Annotated in this window: 17 protein-coding genes and 1 tRNA gene; 1 reads left to right on the top strand and 17 read right to left on the bottom strand. The window is 42.6% G+C overall.

What is annotated here, in order from left to right:
- Together V7266_RS00490 and V7266_RS00485 are read right to left on the bottom strand one after the other, a co-directional pair.
- On the bottom strand, positions 1-425 hold a 425-nt coding region (locus V7266_RS00490; RefSeq protein ID WP_335465192.1), incomplete at its 3' end, for an acyltransferase family protein.
- 222 nt (positions 426-647) lie between these two features.
- Positions 648-719: transfer RNA gene (locus tag V7266_RS00485), tRNA-Arg, on the bottom strand.
- A 208-nt stretch (positions 720-927) separates the two neighbouring features.
- On the opposite strand from V7266_RS00485, the gene clpP reads away from it, so the two are divergent.
- Positions 928-1,533 (top strand): ATP-dependent Clp endopeptidase proteolytic subunit ClpP, encoded by a 606-nt coding sequence (gene clpP / locus V7266_RS00480; protein WP_335465190.1) that lies wholly within the window; start codon positions 928-930, stop codon positions 1,531-1,533.
- A gap of 101 nt (positions 1,534-1,634) precedes the next feature.
- Here the strand turns inward: clpP and V7266_RS00475 are convergent, their stop codons facing one another.
- The 15 genes from V7266_RS00475 to V7266_RS00405 form a co-directional block, all read right to left on the bottom strand.
- On the bottom strand, positions 1,635-1,892 hold the full coding sequence (locus tag V7266_RS00475; RefSeq protein ID WP_335465188.1) for an HPr family phosphocarrier protein: 258 nt from the start codon (positions 1,890-1,892) through the stop codon (positions 1,635-1,637).
- Between the two features lie 52 nt (positions 1,893-1,944).
- Positions 1,945-2,901 carry a DNA-binding protein WhiA gene (whiA, locus tag V7266_RS00470; RefSeq protein ID WP_335465186.1) on the bottom strand — a complete coding sequence of 319 codons (957 nt, stop codon included), beginning with the start codon at positions 2,899-2,901 and terminating at the stop codon, positions 1,945-1,947.
- A 48-nt stretch (positions 2,902-2,949) separates the two neighbouring features.
- Entirely contained in the window at positions 2,950-3,936 is a 987-nt protein-coding gene (locus tag V7266_RS00465; protein WP_335465184.1) for a gluconeogenesis factor YvcK family protein, read from the bottom strand.
- The gene (gene rapZ / locus V7266_RS00460; RefSeq protein WP_335465183.1) at positions 3,933-4,826 is read right to left on the bottom strand and encodes an RNase adapter RapZ; all 894 of its coding nucleotides are present in this window, start codon (positions 4,824-4,826) and stop codon (positions 3,933-3,935) included. Before rapZ ends, V7266_RS00465 begins: the two co-directional genes overlap by 4 nt.
- Before the next feature lie 18 nt (positions 4,827-4,844).
- On the bottom strand, positions 4,845-5,303 hold the full coding sequence (locus V7266_RS00455; protein ID WP_335465181.1) for an NUDIX hydrolase: 459 nt from the start codon (positions 5,301-5,303) through the stop codon (positions 4,845-4,847).
- Positions 5,304-5,875: 572 nt separating this feature from the next.
- Entirely contained in the window at positions 5,876-6,832 is a 957-nt protein-coding gene (gene trxB / locus V7266_RS00450; RefSeq protein WP_335465179.1) for a thioredoxin-disulfide reductase, read from the bottom strand.
- 90 nt (positions 6,833-6,922) lie between these two features.
- The gene (locus tag V7266_RS00445) at positions 6,923-8,416 is read right to left on the bottom strand and encodes a tetratricopeptide repeat protein (protein WP_335465177.1); all 1,494 of its coding nucleotides are present in this window, start codon (positions 8,414-8,416) and stop codon (positions 6,923-6,925) included.
- Between the two features lie 283 nt (positions 8,417-8,699).
- Entirely contained in the window at positions 8,700-9,317 is a 618-nt protein-coding gene (gene hisIE, locus V7266_RS00440; RefSeq protein WP_335465175.1) for a bifunctional phosphoribosyl-AMP cyclohydrolase/phosphoribosyl-ATP diphosphatase HisIE, read from the bottom strand.
- Positions 9,314-10,075 carry an imidazole glycerol phosphate synthase subunit HisF gene (hisF, locus tag V7266_RS00435; protein WP_335465173.1) on the bottom strand — a complete coding sequence of 254 codons (762 nt, stop codon included), beginning with the start codon at positions 10,073-10,075 and terminating at the stop codon, positions 9,314-9,316. Before hisF ends, hisIE begins: the two co-directional genes overlap by 4 nt.
- On the bottom strand, positions 10,072-10,797 hold the full coding sequence (gene hisA, locus V7266_RS00430) for a 1-(5-phosphoribosyl)-5-[(5-phosphoribosylamino)methylideneamino]imidazole-4-carboxamide isomerase (protein WP_335465172.1): 726 nt from the start codon (positions 10,795-10,797) through the stop codon (positions 10,072-10,074). Before hisA ends, hisF begins: the two co-directional genes overlap by 4 nt.
- Positions 10,794-11,420, bottom strand: coding sequence for an imidazole glycerol phosphate synthase subunit HisH (gene hisH / locus V7266_RS00425; RefSeq protein ID WP_335465170.1), 627 nt, complete (start codon positions 11,418-11,420; stop codon positions 10,794-10,796). The genes hisA and hisH overlap by 4 nt, the downstream gene beginning before the upstream one ends.
- Before the next feature lie 40 nt (positions 11,421-11,460).
- Entirely contained in the window at positions 11,461-12,048 is a 588-nt protein-coding gene (gene hisB, locus V7266_RS00420) for an imidazoleglycerol-phosphate dehydratase HisB (protein ID WP_335465168.1), read from the bottom strand.
- Positions 12,049-12,066: 18 nt separating this feature from the next.
- A complete protein-coding gene (hisD, locus tag V7266_RS00415; protein ID WP_335465166.1) occupies positions 12,067-13,338 on the bottom strand; it encodes a histidinol dehydrogenase in 1,272 nt (423 codons plus the stop codon).
- 15 nt (positions 13,339-13,353) lie between these two features.
- The gene (hisG, locus tag V7266_RS00410) at positions 13,354-13,977 is read right to left on the bottom strand and encodes an ATP phosphoribosyltransferase (RefSeq protein ID WP_251567792.1); all 624 of its coding nucleotides are present in this window, start codon (positions 13,975-13,977) and stop codon (positions 13,354-13,356) included.
- Positions 13,970-15,142, bottom strand: coding sequence for an ATP phosphoribosyltransferase regulatory subunit (locus V7266_RS00405; RefSeq protein ID WP_335465163.1), 1,173 nt, complete (start codon positions 15,140-15,142; stop codon positions 13,970-13,972). The genes hisG and V7266_RS00405 overlap by 8 nt, the downstream gene beginning before the upstream one ends.
- Between the last annotated feature and the right edge of the window lie 173 nt (positions 15,143-15,315).

The following is a 15,315-nucleotide window of genomic DNA, read 5'->3' as shown; positions in this document are numbered from 1 at the left end:
AATATAAATAAACTAGAAGGAAAGTGGATTATTCCCCACGCTTTCTGATAATAATGCGGATCAATCAAAATCCAAAGATAAATTATAGATAGAGTAAATAAGACTTTAGATTTTTTAAAATTTTTTTCTATCGATTCTGTTGTTTTAGGTTGTTCTCTTAAATACCTGAGAAGAATAATTGATATTATCGAAAACGCAAAATAAGGGATTAATATAGATTTAGATTTGGATTTTAAAAATTCTTTAAAGCAAGAGTATTTTTTGAAAGAGAACAAGTAGCCTGATAAAAAGAAAAACAAAGGCATATGAAACGCATATATTTGAAACCTTGATGGTCCAATTAAGGTGGAATGACCAATTATTACTAAGAAAATCCCTATTCCTTTACTAGCATCAATCCAGGTTATCCTTTTAGCAGTTTGCATATATAACCCCATTCCTCATCACAGTATTCATTTACTTTATAAACTTTAATACAATTGTTAATAGACCACGCTCAAAGAATTTAGGGTAAACTATACATTAAATGAGAACTACCTGAAATAGAGACAAAATCACATCAAAACAATCCTGTTCTTAATTTTCCCAAAAAAAAAAAAANNAAAAAAAAATCGTCAATACCTTAATAGGTTTGACGATTTTTCAGACGCGCTCGGAGGGAATCGAACCCCCATTTTAAGAACCGGAATCTTACGTGCTATCCGTTGCACCACGAGCGCAAATATTTATTAGCGACTTTTATATTATATGCTATATTCTCTTACATTGCAAGTAGAGAATAGGTTTTAAATTTGCCAGAAATGGTTATCCTGATGTTGGGAAAGTTGTCGAACAAATATAAAGGCAAACTGTTTGACCTTTATTGACCATCAGTGTATGATACTATTACATAAGCTTTTACCTTTTCTAATCAAAGGAGGAAGAAAAATGAATTTGATTCCTACAGTTATTGAACAAACTAATCGCGGCGAAAGAGCCTATGACATTTACTCCCGTCTATTAAAAGACCGGATTATTATGCTAGGAAGCGCAATCGATGACAATGTGGCTAACAGCATTGTAGCACAACTATTATTCCTTGAAGCCGAAAACCCAGAAAAAGATATTACACTTTATATCAACAGCCCAGGCGGAAGTATTACAGCCGGTATGGCGATTTATGATACGATGCAATATATTAAAGCAGATGTATCAACTGTATGTATCGGGATGGCTGCATCAATGGGAGCATTCTTGCTTTCTGCAGGTCAAGCAGGAAAACGTTATGCCCTGCCAAATGCTGAAGTAATGATCCACCAGCCACTTGGCGGTGCTCAAGGTCAAGCTACTGAAATTGAAATTGCAGCAAAACGCATTCTTTTCCTTCGTGAAAAATTAAATGGAATCTTAGCTGAGCGCACTGGCCAGCCGCTTGAAGTAATTCAACGCGATACAGATCGTGATAACTTCATGACTGCTGAAAGAGCTAAAGAATATGGCCTTATCGACAGCATCATCACTCGTAAGCCTACTGACACAGCAGAGAAAAAATAATAAAAAAAGCAACCGGCATTGAAGTGTCGGTTGCTTTTTTATTGTATTCTAAATTCATTAAAAAATAAAGGATTCAGCCTTTGCCGCCGAACCCTTTGGAATTAATGTTCCTTTTGAATAAAATCTGATAATGCAACGATGGCTTTTTCTTCATCTTCGCCTTCAGCGATAATATTAATAACAACGCCTGAGCCGACAGCAAGGCTCATTAACCCCATAATACTTTTTGCATTCACCTTCTTGCCATCCTTTTCAAGAAAAATATCAGCGTTAAACCGATTTGCCTCTTGAACAAAAAGGGCTGCAGGACGTGCTTGAAGACCCGTTTTTAATTTTACTTCTATCTCTTTTACCAACATAACAAATTCCTCCTCAAGTTGTTTTATATACTTTGTTAATCATTACACATTATTAATTGCGATTTCCTGACGCTACTTCTCCAACTCGGAGCTTGTCAGCAATCTCATCTATTTTTCTTAACCGGTGATTAATACCAGATTTACTAATGGTGCCACCGGAAACCATTTCTCCTAACTCTTTCAAAGTGACATCGGGATATTGAACCCGAAGCTCTGCAATCTCCCTCAACTTATCAGGTAATACCTGCAGGCCCACAATAGAGTCAATAAAGCGGATGTTTTCGACCTGTCTGATCGACGCACCTATCGTTTTATTTAGATTGGCCGTTTCACAGTTTACTAAGCGATTAACGGAATTTCGCATGTCTCTGACAATCCTTACATCTTCAAAACGAAGCAGGGCATTATGAGCCCCAACAATATTGAGAAACTCCGTAATTTTCTCCGCTTCCTTTAAGTAGGTGATAAAGCCTTTCTTTCGTTCAAGTGTTTTACTATTCAATCCAAATGTATTCATTAATTCGCATAAAGAATCATTATGTTCTTTATAAAGCGAAGCAATTTCCAAATGATAGGAAGAAGTTTCTGGATTATTGACCGACCCGCCTGCAAGAAATGCGCCTCGTAAATAAGAACGCTTACAACACTTCTTCATGATCAGTTCAGGCGAAATATCATGAATGAAGGTAAATCCTTCACCAAGTATTTTCGTATCCTCTAAAATTTCCTTAGCCTGCTCGGCTAAGCGAACAATGTAAACATTATTTTTCTTTAAACGCATCTTTTTTCGAACTAAAAGCTCTACCTGTACTTGATAGCTTTTTTTTAATAATGTATATATTCTTCTGGCAATCGCCGCATTTTCCGTTTGAATATCCACAACTAACTTACGATTCGAAAAGGAAAGGGAACCATTCATGCGAATCAATGCTGATAGTTCAGAAAGATTACAGCAAGTTTTCACTTCCAAGTTAGTTAATTCCTTTTTTGTCTCCGAAGCGAAAGACATCCCCTCACCACCTTATAAAACTTCCTATAACAAATCATTTACTACTAATTACGATTCATAACGCTTTTTAGTTTCATCAATTAGTAAATTATATAAAATTTTCGCAACCTTTTTCGGGTCGTGCCGTAATGCCCCATTTTCCTGATAAGCGATATCCGCATGAACGACCTCAAGACCAAGTTTAGATAACTCTGGTAAGTCATATTGGACAGGGTCGGCCAGTTCTTCATTATAGCGAAGCTGGATATCAGGCGGGATCTCTTCATTATTAACTAGAATGGTATTAATAAAAGTACAGCTCATATGATCATAAATCGCCTTCACATGATCACTTGCAGTAAAACCATGTGTTTCCCCAGCTTGCGTCATCAGGTTACAGATATAAACCTTTTTGGCATGAGAGCGGCACACCTCGTCGCCTAAGCGTGGAACAAGCAGATTTGGCAATATACTCGTATACAAGCTTCCTGGTCCAATAATAATTAAATCAGCCTGACGAATGGCTTGAATGGACTCTGGTAAAGGGCGAATACTGCCTTTTGAAGTTAGGAAAACCTTTTTAATTTTTTTACCTGAGTAAGGAATTTTGGATTCACCTGAAACGATGGCACCATCCTCCATCTCAGCATTTAAGACAACACTCTGGTTGGCAGCAGGCAGCACCTTTCCGCGAACGTTAAGAATTTTGCTCATTTCTTGAATGGCATGAACAAAATTTCCTGTAATTGAGGTCATGGCTGCCAGGATTAGATTACCGAGCGAATGACCGGACAACTCATTCGCTGTATTAAAGCGATGCTGAAACATCTCCTCAACGAGAGGCTCAACATCTGACAGTGAGGCTAACACATTGCGTATATCGCCAGGCGGCGGAATGTGCAGATTCTCGCGTAAACGGCCCGAGCTGCCGCCATCATCCGCTACTGTCACAATAGCGGTGATATCCACAGGATACTGTTTTAATCCACGTAATAGAACGGGTAATCCTGTGCCGCCGCCAATTACGACAATGCGAGGCTGTCCTAACTCTCTCATGATGTTTTTTCCTTTCTCCTCTCAATGTCACGATGTGAAACAACCGTTTTATAATCTTTTTGGAAAAATTGTCCAATACTTTCCGCTAAGGCTACCGAGCGGTGTTGTCCTCCAGTACAGCCAATGGCAATGACGAGTTGTGCTTTTCCCTCCCTTTTGTAATGTGGAAGCATAAAGCTTAGCAAGTCCGTCACTTTTTCCAAAAACTTCTGTGTCTCATTCCATTTCAAAACGTAACTGGAAACCTCTTCATCCAAACCTGTTTTCGGCCGCATATGATCAATATAATGAGGATTCGGCAAAAAGCGTACATCAAAAACGAGGTCGGCATCAATTGGGATTCCATATTTAAAGCCAAACGACATGACATTGACAGTAAACATTAATTGTTTATTGGTCGTGAATTCAGTTAATATTTTCTCACGTAATTCACGTGGTTTCATCTGGGAAGTATTGTAAACCAGCTGGGCCCTGCCTTTTAACTCCTCCAGTAATTCTCGCTCTAGTGTAATTCCTTCAAGCGGAAGACCTGTTGGGGCAAGTGGATGGGTTCGTCTAGTCTCCTTATATCTTCTCACCAAGGTAGCATCATCTGAATCCAAAAATAAAATTTGAGGCGTTACCCAGGAGGTTTCTGCCAGCTCATCCAATCCTTTAAATAAATGGTCAAAGAATTCTCTGCCGCGCAGGTCCATAACGAGGGCCACTTTATTCATTTTATTCCCAGATTCCTTCATAAGTTCAAGGAATTTTGGCAGAAGCGTAGGAGGTAAATTATCAACACAGAAGAATCCCAAATCTTCAAAGCTTTGGATGGCGACCGTTTTTCCAGCCCCTGACATTCCTGTAATAATGACCATTTGGGTTTCGCTTGTCGAACCAGTACTCATTTTCATTCCCCCTATTCTTTAACTCGGATCTAATCGATAACTAATCAGCTGAAAATCGCTTGTGTAGGTAAAAGTACCATAAATAATACCTTTTCCATGAATCATATAATCAATGATATGTAGGTCCCCGGCTGCCATAGGCAGACCTTTGATCTGCTCGATCGGCTGCCAAGCAAGTTTGCCCTCTTCTGATTCATCTAAATCAATTCCGTCTGAATCAGTTGCCACAAACGTAAACATCATCCACTCGGACACAAGCTCGTCAGCATCCTTCATAATCATCGTAAAAATTCCTTTTAATTGTGGGTTCTTTAAATAAATGCCTGTTTCTTCCCGAAACTCCCGTATACAGGAATCACGAACTGACTCACCCGGCTCCATTTTCCCGCCTGGAGCCACCCACCAGCCGCGGCGCGGTTTTTGCAGTAATAATACTTGATCATTTCTGATTAATACACAATTGGTAACCCGCTGCACTTTTTTCACCTCTTTAGAAGTGCACATGCCTCATCTGATGCATGTAAATTTTAGAAAGAACAAGCCCTTTTATAGAGCTTGGGTAGATAAAATTAATTTATTCTTTTCATTATACTATTTTTAGGAAACCGCCACAATGAATACAAATTTGATATTTTTGTTAAATGATAAGAAAAGCGGAAGCGCCTTGCTCAGCCCCGATATAGGGCGACTTGTCGACTGGCCGGCGAAAGCAGGGACAAAGACTAGTCGCCCTTAATGCGTACAGAAAGCATAAGACGAGCCGGCCGAAAGGTTGCTTTTTAACCTTTTGGACGGATTGGCTTATGACCTCGAGGGGCTAGGCGCTGGAGCTGGACAATTCTAAGAGAAGCAGAACGACATGCCAGCGATGGTGGATGGACTCTAGCTGAAGGTTTCAAATTCAAACACACAGCAAACAAAAAAAGAGCACAAGCTGCTGGGCCTGTGCAGAAAGGTATATATTTTAAAGGGGGTCAATATCCTCTATCATACACCATCTTTATTTCACTACTGTTACAGGAGAGTTATAAAAAGGTTACGCTTTTAATTTATATATTACTTTTTAATTTCAATTCCTCTTTAAGCTCTTCTACAAAATGCTGAGCACTTTGAGCAGCAATACTGCCATCACCTGTAGCAGTTACAATCTGACGAAGCATTTTTTCACGAATATCTCCCGCCGCAAAAATACCAGGCACCTTTGTTTCCATTCTGTCATTTGTTTCAATATAGCCATTTTCATTAGTTATGCCAAGGTTTTCGAATGGTTTTGAGAGTGGTACCATGCCAATATAAATGAAAACGCCATCTGCTGGTAATTCCTGCTCTTCGCCATTTTGTGTTGAAACAAGTGTGACACTGCCAACTTTTCCATCTTTACCATTAATGGATTTAATGGTGTGGTTCCAAATAAAATCAACCTTCTCGTTTCCAAAAGCGCGATCCTGAAGGATTTTTTGCGCACGAAGCTGATCACGACGGTGAACAATCGTTACTTTTGAGGCAAAACGGGTTAAATAAACGCCCTCTTCCACAGCCGAGTCGCCGCCGCCAATGACAAATAATTCTTTCCCTTTAAAGAATGCTCCATCACATACCGCACAATAAGAAACCCCGCGTCCGCCTAATTCTTTTTCACCTGGTACACCGATTTTCTTATATTCAGCACCTGTTGTGATAATGACAGAGTAAGCTTTGTACTGTTTTGAACCAGCGTTAACAATTTTGTAATCGCCATGGTCCTCAATGCCTTTAATATCGCCATAAGCATATTCGGCACCAAACTTTTTCGCATGCTCAAACATCTTGGTTGATAAATCAGGTCCTAAAATGCTTTCAAACCCAGGATAGTTTTCAACATCCTCGGTATTGGCCATTTGACCACCCGGCATCCCGCGTTCAATCATAAGTGTCGAGAGGTTTGCACGAGATGTATATACAGCAGCCGTCATCCCAGCTGGGCCAGCGCCGGCTATAATGACATCATAAATTTTCTCTTCAGTCATGTAATTCAACTCCCTATAAAAAAATACGATTAAGTATTAGTATTCCCACTTAATCGTATAAAACTATTGAATTATCGTCCACGAATATGCTTAGTTAAGATAGTTGTTAACCAATTTTACATATTTGCCGATAGTAGCTGTAGACAATCCATACCTGTCAGCGACTTCCTGCTGGGAAACTTTCTCACTCCGCAGTTTATGCCACAAGTATTCAACAGCTCCAGCCCAGGCACGTTTATTTTTCAAGTCAACTCCCGCTTTGGAAACTTCGACAAAAACAGAGAACCAGAGAAGATACAACCCGGATTCAATCGCGCCTATTGGTTGATGGTTTTCATAAAAAAGTTCAGCCACTTCCTGAGCATCATTGGTATTGGACCATTTCCCCAATCGAATCATGGAGAGATAATCTTTTTCCAACTTGGTAAACTTTTGATTTTGAAACACCCGTTTGGAGCCAATAATTTCTTCTTTTTTACTTGAAACAGTTGTCAAAAAGAGGGCAAATAAGCGCTCCTCAACATAGTCACTTTCAAGCTTTTGAAAAATTGATTCTGAAAGTTCTTCAAATCCATTGGCTGCTGTTTTTTCATGGTTCCATGGTTCTGAACCCTCTTTACCAGGACTAAGCTCCAGCACCTTTTTCCAAATGCTTTTTGCGAAATTTTCAAAGCCTGTGTAAAAAGCGGAATACGAAAGCCAATAATAAAATGGACCATCTCCGTCAAAGCCATGTTTATATAGTTTTTTCAACCATTGGTAGGCAAGTTCGTATTCGCCCACTAACGCAAAAGTTGCACCAAGTTTATATTGTTGCTCACTTAAAAGGGGCTGGATTTTTTTCAAAACCAGAAGCATTTCCGTTACGTTCTCTGTTTGGCTTTGATAATGAGCAAACACAAGCTTGTTACAAAGGGCATGAAGATTGCCAGTATTTCGCTCTAACACATCTTCTAGAATCGCTTCCGCTTTTTCCACTTTTCCTAAATAAAAATAGGCTAGTGCTAAATTATTATAAGCGGACCAGTATTCCGGGTACTCCTTAACGACATCTTTCAACAGTTCAATCGCCTTCGGAAAATAACCGGATTCGAGCAGTTCACGGGCCTGCTCTTGTTTGATGATTAAATCATCCTGCTCATATAACTCATCCTCGAATTCTTCCGCCTCCAAGGTAAGTACTTCTAATAACTCTTCGGTATCATCGGAAAAATCACCTTCCGGATCAAGCTGCAAATATAGTTTGCTGTGATGATACGCATCTTTAAAAAATCCCATATGGGCATAATTATTTGCTAAAAAGTAGTGGCATTCCGCCATTTCTGGATCAAGCTCTTCAAGGATTTGATGCAAGAGTCGGTTGGAATGTTCGAATTCGCCAAGTTCTGTCGAGACAATCGCCAGCTGGCATGTAATCATTGGTTCACCCGGCTCAAGCTGAATCGCCCGTCCAAGATATTTTTTGGCTTTGATAAAATCTCGTCGATGGAATGCCTTAACACCCTTCTTGAAATAATATTCGCCCGTTGGAACAAATGATAGTATTTTTCCCTTTTGAATTCTTGCCTTCGCTTCTTTCACCATGAAGTCCTCCAAATTTTTCAACATAACTTATGTAGTATAGCACACTTGGAGGTAGTTCGAGAAGAGGGGAGTTAGTCATCGAATCGCTCTATCGGATATGCTGGTCCAACTTGCCGATAGCCAGCTTTAATTTGTGGATAATGTTGCTCAACTTGCGGATAACAAGCTCTCACTTGTGGATAGCGTTACATAACTTGCGGATACCACTCTCCAACATGCGGAAAGGTGAAATTAGCCTTTAAAACGAAGTATGATTGCTAAAAAGACAAAAAACCGAGCCCACTTAGGACCGGTCTTTGTGTCTTTCTTCTAAAGTTCTTAAAACTTCTTTAAACGGAAGCCCCTGTTCTACCAATAAAACCTGAAGGTGATAAAGCAAATCGGCTGCTTCCCAGCGAAGTTCCTCATGGTCACGATTTTTTGCAGCGATAATCACCTCTGCCGCTTCTTCGCCGACCTTTTTCAAAATTTTATCAACGCCTTTTTCAAAAAGGTAAGTGGTATACGCACCCTCTGGACGCTCTTTTTCACGTTCTAAGATAACTTTTTCTAATGATTGCAGGATCTGATAGTCCGCTAAATTCGCCTTACCCTCTAGAACTCGCTCTGAGAAACAGCTCACTGCTCCTGTGTGGCAGGCAGGTCCTTTCGGATAAACCTGTACTAATAACGCATCCTGATCGCAGTCATAATTGATACTGGCAACCGTTTGAGTATTGCCGCTTGTTGCTCCTTTATGCCACAATTCCTGGCGGGAACGGCTGTAAAACCATGTTTCTCCGCTTTCGATTGTTTTTTTCAAAGATTCCTCGTTCATATAGGCAAGAGTTAACACTTCTTTTGTATCAGCATCTTGTACAATTGCGGGGACGAGCCCCTTTTCATCAAATTTCACGTTCATCGTATGCTCACTCCTTTTTCCCTTAAAAAGCTTTTAACCTCATCTACGGATGTTTCCTTATAATGAAAAATGGAGGCAGCAAGCCCAGCATCGGCCTTTCCAGCTAAAAAGGCATCAGCAAAATGGTCCGCATTTCCGGCACCGCCTGAAGCGATAACAGGAATGGTTACAGCTTCACTTACCGCTTTGGTCAATTCTAGATCAAATCCATTTTTTTCTCCGTCACTATCCATACTTGTAAGGAGGATTTCCCCTGCTCCAAGCTCAGCAGCTTCAACAGCCCACTCGACTACTTTTCTCTCTGTCGGTGTTCGGCCGCCGTGGGTATAGACACGCCAGGTCCCGATTTCAGGATCAAATTTCGCATCGATAGCCACCACGATGCATTGGGATCCGAAGTAACTGGCGCCTTCCTTGATCAAGCCGGGATTTAAGACCGCCGCTGTGTTCAGTGACACTTTATCGGCACCGGCCCGGAGAATTCTTTTCATATCCTCTAAGGCATTAATCCCCCCGCCAACGGTAAACGGAATCGCAAGCTCGGATGCTACCGCCTTCACAACCTCCACCATGGTTTTCCGGCCCTCAACGGATGCGGAAATATCGAGGAACACCAATTCGTCTGCTCCTTGCTCATCATAAAATCGCGCTAGTTCAACCGGATCGCCGGCATCGCGGAGCTGGACAAATTGAATGCCTTTGACAACCCGGCCATCTTTTACATCAAGGCAGGGAATAATTCGCTTGGTTAATGTCACTTTACTCCCACCTCTTCCAATGCTTCCTTTAGGGTAAAGCGGTTTTCATAAAGGGCCTTTCCTACAATCGCTCCACGGATCCCTTTTTTGGCAATCGCCTGTAAGTCGGCAAGACTGCTGACGCCTCCTGAGGCAATGACATTTTTGCCCGTTACTTCAGCCAGTTCCCAAACCGCATCAATATTCGGGCCCGCTAAGGTACCATCTGTAGCAATATCGGTAAAAATAAACGTTTCGGCACCGGCATCGGCAAATCGCTTGCCCAGCTCAATGGCCTTGACGGATGAAGTATCGAGCCAGCCATGTGTCGCGACATAACCGTTTTTCGCATCAATGCCTACGGCAATTTTTGCCCCATACTTTTCTATCATTTCGATCGCAAACTCAGGATTGGAAACGGCAATACTGCCGATAATGACACGGTCGACGCCATTTTCAAGATAGTGGAGGATGTCCTCTTCCGAGCGGATCCCGCCGCCAATTTGAACCTTTGCATCTAGGTTTTGTGCTGCTTCAATCACAAAACGATCATTTACACGCTTGCCATCTTTGGCCCCATCAAGATCCACCATATGAATCCATTCGGCCCCAGCTGCTGCAAAGCTTTTTGCCATTTCAAACGGAGAATCCCCGTAAATGGTTTCTTTATCATAGTCCCCTTGAAGGAGGCGCACACATTTGCCGCCCCGCATATCGATTGCTGGGTAAATCGTTAAACTCATCGAACCGCATCCCTTTCCACAGCCATTTTTAAAAAGTTATCCAAAAGAGCCATCCCAAGCCTGCTGCTTTTTTCAGGATGAAATTGCATGCCAAAGATATTATTTCTTCCAACTACTGCTGACACTTGTTCGTGGTAATCTGCCTTTGCCAGAAGGGCATCGTTGTTGTCGGCATCAACAAAATAGGAATGGACGAAATAAACATAATCTTCATTTAAGTTTTTTAATAGCGGAGATTCCTGGACAAATTCAAGACGGTTCCATCCCATATGCGGTACTTTGTATGTTTCGCCTTCTGGTGTGGTACCCGGAAAACGGCGGACCTTTCCAGGAAGTAAACCTAATCCTTTCGCAGGCCCATTTTCTTCACTTTCTTCAAAAAGCAGCTGCATACCAAGGCAGATGCCTAATAAGGGCTTGCCTGTAGCGGAGAACTCCTTTATGGTCTCAACCTGCAAGCGTTCCATTGCATCACGGAAGGAACCCACTCCTGGGAGAATTAACGCATCGGCATTGAGCAACTCATTTTTATCCGCGGAGATGAAATAGTCCGCCCCTAGCCGCTCGAGGGCTTTGCTGACGCTGAACAGGTTTCCCATCCCATAATCTACGATTCCAATCATTTCTGTCACCTTCCTTTGTCGGTATTTGTCCCGCTCGCTGTTAGAGCATCCCTTTGGTGGATGGCACTCCTTTAATACGTGGATCAACGGTCGTTGCTTCGTCCAATGCTCTTGCTAATGCCTTAAAAACAGCTTCAATCATATGGTGGGTGTTCTGACCATAATGGACGATGACATGGAGATTCATTCGAGCCTCAAGAGCAAGCTTCCAGAGGAATTCATGAACAAGTTCAGTATCAAACGTTCCGACTTTTTGACTTGGAAATTCTGCGCGCATTTCAAGATGCGGGCGGTTGCTTAGGTCAACAACTACTTGTGCAAGCGCCTCATCCATAGGCACAAATGCATTTCCGTAACGCTTGATGCCGCGTTTGTCACCAAGGGCTTCGCGAAGCGCCTGGCCCAAACAAATCCCGATGTCCTCAGTTGTATGGTGGTCATCGACCTCGATGTCCCCTTTGGCATCGACGGTTAAATTAAACTGTCCGTGCTTGGTAAATAAGTCTAGCATATGGGTCATGAACGGGACGCCGGTCTCCAAATTGGACTTGCCTTCTCCATCTATATCAAACGCTAGTTTAATTTGTGTTTCACCTGTATATCGTTCAACACTTGCTGTTCTTTCCATATCTGGTGCTCCTTTAACCTATTTATTTTTTAGCCTTGTCTCAACCGCACGAGCGTGGGCCTCGAGCCCTTCCATTCTGGCGAAGGCAGCGATTTTTGCTCCGTTCTCCTTCAATGCCCTTTCACTATAGACAATCACACTTGATTTCTTTTGAAAATCATCAACATTCAGCGGGCTGGAGAACCGTGCTGTCCCATTTGTCGGCAAAACATGGTTTGGTCCGGCAAAATAATCGCCGACCGGCTCTGAACTGTACCGCCCGATAAAAATAGCGCCGGCATGACGAATTTTCCCCAGCAGCTCCATCGCGTTTTCGGTAATCACTTCAAGATGTTCTGGAGCTAATTGATTCACCGTATCAACCGCTTCGTCGAGATCAGCTGTTACATAAATCGCACCGTATTCAGCAATGGCACGAGAAGCGATATCCTTGCGCGGCAATTCAGCAAGCTGTTTTTCCACTTCCTCGGCAACCGCCTCTGCTAACGCAATCGAAGGGGTCACAAGAACACTGCAGGCGCGCGGGTCGTGCTCGGCTTGCGATAACAAATCCGCTGCAACCTCATCAGCCCGGGCGGTATCGTCCGCTAAAACCGCAATCTCACTTGGACCGGCAATCATATCGATATCCACATCGCCAAAGACTTCGCGTTTGGCTAGCGCGACAAAGATATTTCCAGGGCCGGTGATTTTATCAACAGCGGCAATCGATTCTGTTCCGTAAGCTAGAGCAGCAATCGCTTGAGCACCGCCTACTTTAAAAATTTCTTTGACACCAGCTTCTTTTGCGGCAACTAACACCGCTGCCGGAAGTTTTCCTGATTCATCTGGAGGAGATACCATCACAATCCGTTTCACCCCAGCCACCTTTGCCGGAATGACATTCATTAAAACTGAGGATGGATAGGTCGCCGTGCCCCCTGGTACATAGACACCAACCGAATCAAGCGGGGTTATTTTTTGACCCAGGATCGTGCCATTCTCTTCGGTTGTCATCCAGGAAGGACGGAGCTGCTTTTCATGAAAAGACTTAATATTCTCCGCCGCTTCGCGCACGATTTCAATATACTCCTGATCTACTTCGGCGTAGGCCGCCTCTATTTCACTTTCGGTCACCGAAAAAGATGGTAAGTGAACGCGGTCGAATTTTTCCGTATACTCTCTTAATGCCTCATCACCGCGATTGCGGATTTCGGTAATAATCCCTTTTACAACGGCGAGCTGCTCGGAGGTACCTGCTTCAATCGACCGTTTGATGGAAACCAGTTCATTTACTCTTAAGATTTTCATCTCTATTGTCCCCCATTACACTACTTCGCTAAGTCGTTTCACCATATCATCGATTTGTTGATCTTTAAGGCGGTAACTGACAGGATTGACCACAATCCGTGAAGTTACATCCTTAATTCTTTCATACTCTACAAGTCCATTTTCCTTTAAGGTCCGTCCGGTTGACACAATATCAACAATCCGGTCAGATAGCCCGATAATTGGAGCAAGCTCAATCGAACCGTTTAATTTAATAATTTCAACCTGTTCCCCTTGCTCACGGAAGTAAGCCTCAGCCACATTCGGATATTTGGTGGCGACTCGAGGAGCAACGTCATTCATTTTCGTATCTGGAAGGCCGGCAACTGCCAAATAGCAGTAGCTGATTTTTAGATCGAGAAGTTCGTAGACATCGCGCTCTTCTTCGAGCAATACATCCTTCCCGGCAATTCCGACATCGGCAACGCCATGTTCTACATAGGTAGCGACATCCATCGGCTTTGCTAAAATAAACCGTAACCCTTCCTCGGGTACGTCAATAATCAGTTTCCGCGAATCATCAAATTCCGGCGGCAGTTTATACCCCGCTTTTCGGAGCAGTTCTACGGCCTCTATAAAAATCCGCCCTTTTGGCATCGCAATTGTTAATAGGTTACTCATTCGCGCGCCCTCCAATTAAATAGGTTGTCTCGGCAAACCGTTTTGTAAACGCATCAAGATTTCTAACGCCCGTGATATCCTGCAGGACAGCCTTTTGCCCTTGCTCATGCATGCTTGCAGCCAGTTCGAATGCTTCCTTACGTCTTTCCTGACTGAAGAAGATGCAGTGTGTGGTGTTTTCTAACTGCCCGCCTTGAAGTGCTTCTAGAAGCATATCCATTCGGACAGCAAAACCAGTCGCGCTCGCCGTTTTGCCGAATTTCTCTATTAAACTATAGCGGCCGCCATTCCCGATTGGGAAGCCCACATTACCGGCATAGGCTTCAAAAAGGATTCCGGAATAATAGCTCATATGGCTGACAATCGTAAAATCAAATTTCACATATTCTGCCACGCCATAATCTTTGATCACATCCCACAATTCCTTTAATTCTAGGATGGCCTGTTTGCCTTTGTCATTCTCGATGATATCGAGAGCCAAGCCAATGATCTCTTCTCCCCCTCGCAATTCGAGAAGCTGTAAGAGTCTCTTTTTATCAATAGATGACAGCGGAAGCGAGTTTACGTGCTCGCGGTAGCCGACATAATTTTTTTCAAATAAATATTTTCGTAATGTGGTGGCCCTGCCATTTGTTCCAAGGATTTGAACAAACAGTTCGTTCGCAAAGCCTACATGCCCGATTGAGACTTGGAATTGCTCAAGTCCTGCTTTTTTTAAGGAAGAAATCAGCAGGGCAATTACCTCTCCATCACAAGAAACAGTTTCCTCATTGAGGCATTCAACGCCGATTTGTTCAAATTCTGCCGGACGTCCGCCTTCGCGCTGCTGGGCACGGAATACATTAGCGGAGTAGGCTAATCTTACGGGAAGGTCCTCATTTAAAAGCTTTGAAGCGGCTACCCGGGCAATCGGGGCAGTCATATCAGGTCTTAGTACGACGGTATGCCCTTCTTTGTCGAGCAATTTAAATAACTGCTGGTCTGCGATTGCAGAGGCGGCTCCAACGGTTTCGTAATATTCAAGTGTTGGGGTTTCGATAAATTGGTAACCCCACAGTTTCAGGGTATCTGCCATCGAAGTGCGGACTTGATGCTTTTTTTCATATAGTTCTGGCAATGTGTCCCGCATTCCCAGCGGCTTTTCAAACATAAACAAGCGGCTCATTCTGCTCATCCTTTATCTTCAGATTTGCGATTATTTTAAAAATCCTTTAGTCTGCTAATGTGCTAATAAACTAAAGTTTACCTTTTTACTTTCGACACGTCAATCAAAAACACTTAAGTTTCTTATATTTTAAACTAGTTTTACATCGAGTACGCATAAATTTTGCAAATTTT

This window comes from Neobacillus drentensis (assembly GCF_036965645.1).
GTDB classification, from domain to species: Bacteria; Bacillota; Bacilli; order Bacillales; family Cytobacillaceae; genus Neobacillus; species Neobacillus drentensis_D.
Note: the sequence above shows the minus strand (reverse complement) of the source record. Positions and strands in the feature narration are given on the sequence as shown.

Coding starts and splice junctions, on each gene's coding strand:
- hisA (WP_335465172.1), bottom strand. CDS start 10,797: ATGAGTTTAACGATTTACCCAGCAATCGATATGCGGGGCGGCAAATGT.
- V7266_RS00405 (WP_335465163.1), bottom strand. CDS start 15,142: ATGAGCCGCTTGTTTATGTTTGAAAAGCCGCTGGGAATGCGGGACACA.
- hisH (WP_335465170.1), bottom strand. CDS start 11,420: ATGATTGGAATCGTAGATTATGGGATGGGAAACCTGTTCAGCGTCAGC.
- V7266_RS00465 (WP_335465184.1), bottom strand. CDS start 3,936: ATGAGAGAGTTAGGACAGCCTCGCATTGTCGTAATTGGCGGCGGCACA.
- hisB (WP_335465168.1), bottom strand. CDS start 12,048: ATGGAAAGAACAGCAAGTGTTGAACGATATACAGGTGAAACACAAATT.
- whiA (WP_335465186.1), bottom strand. CDS start 2,901: ATGTCTTTCGCTTCGGAGACAAAAAAGGAATTAACTAACTTGGAAGTG.
- rapZ (WP_335465183.1), bottom strand. CDS start 4,826: ATGAGTACTGGTTCGACAAGCGAAACCCAAATGGTCATTATTACAGGA.
- hisIE (WP_335465175.1), bottom strand. CDS start 9,317: ATGAACGTGAAATTTGATGAAAAGGGGCTCGTCCCCGCAATTGTACAA.
- V7266_RS00475 (WP_335465188.1), bottom strand. CDS start 1,892: ATGTTGGTAAAAGAGATAGAAGTAAAATTAAAAACGGGTCTTCAAGCA.
- hisD (WP_335465166.1), bottom strand. CDS start 13,338: ATGAAAATCTTAAGAGTAAATGAACTGGTTTCCATCAAACGGTCGATT.
- clpP (WP_335465190.1), top strand. CDS start 928: ATGAATTTGATTCCTACAGTTATTGAACAAACTAATCGCGGCGAAAGA.
- hisG (WP_251567792.1), bottom strand. CDS start 13,977: ATGAGTAACCTATTAACAATTGCGATGCCAAAAGGGCGGATTTTTATA.
- V7266_RS00445 (WP_335465177.1), bottom strand. CDS start 8,416: ATGGTGAAAGAAGCGAAGGCAAGAATTCAAAAGGGAAAAATACTATCA.
- trxB (WP_335465179.1), bottom strand. CDS start 6,832: ATGACTGAAGAGAAAATTTATGATGTCATTATAGCCGGCGCTGGCCCA.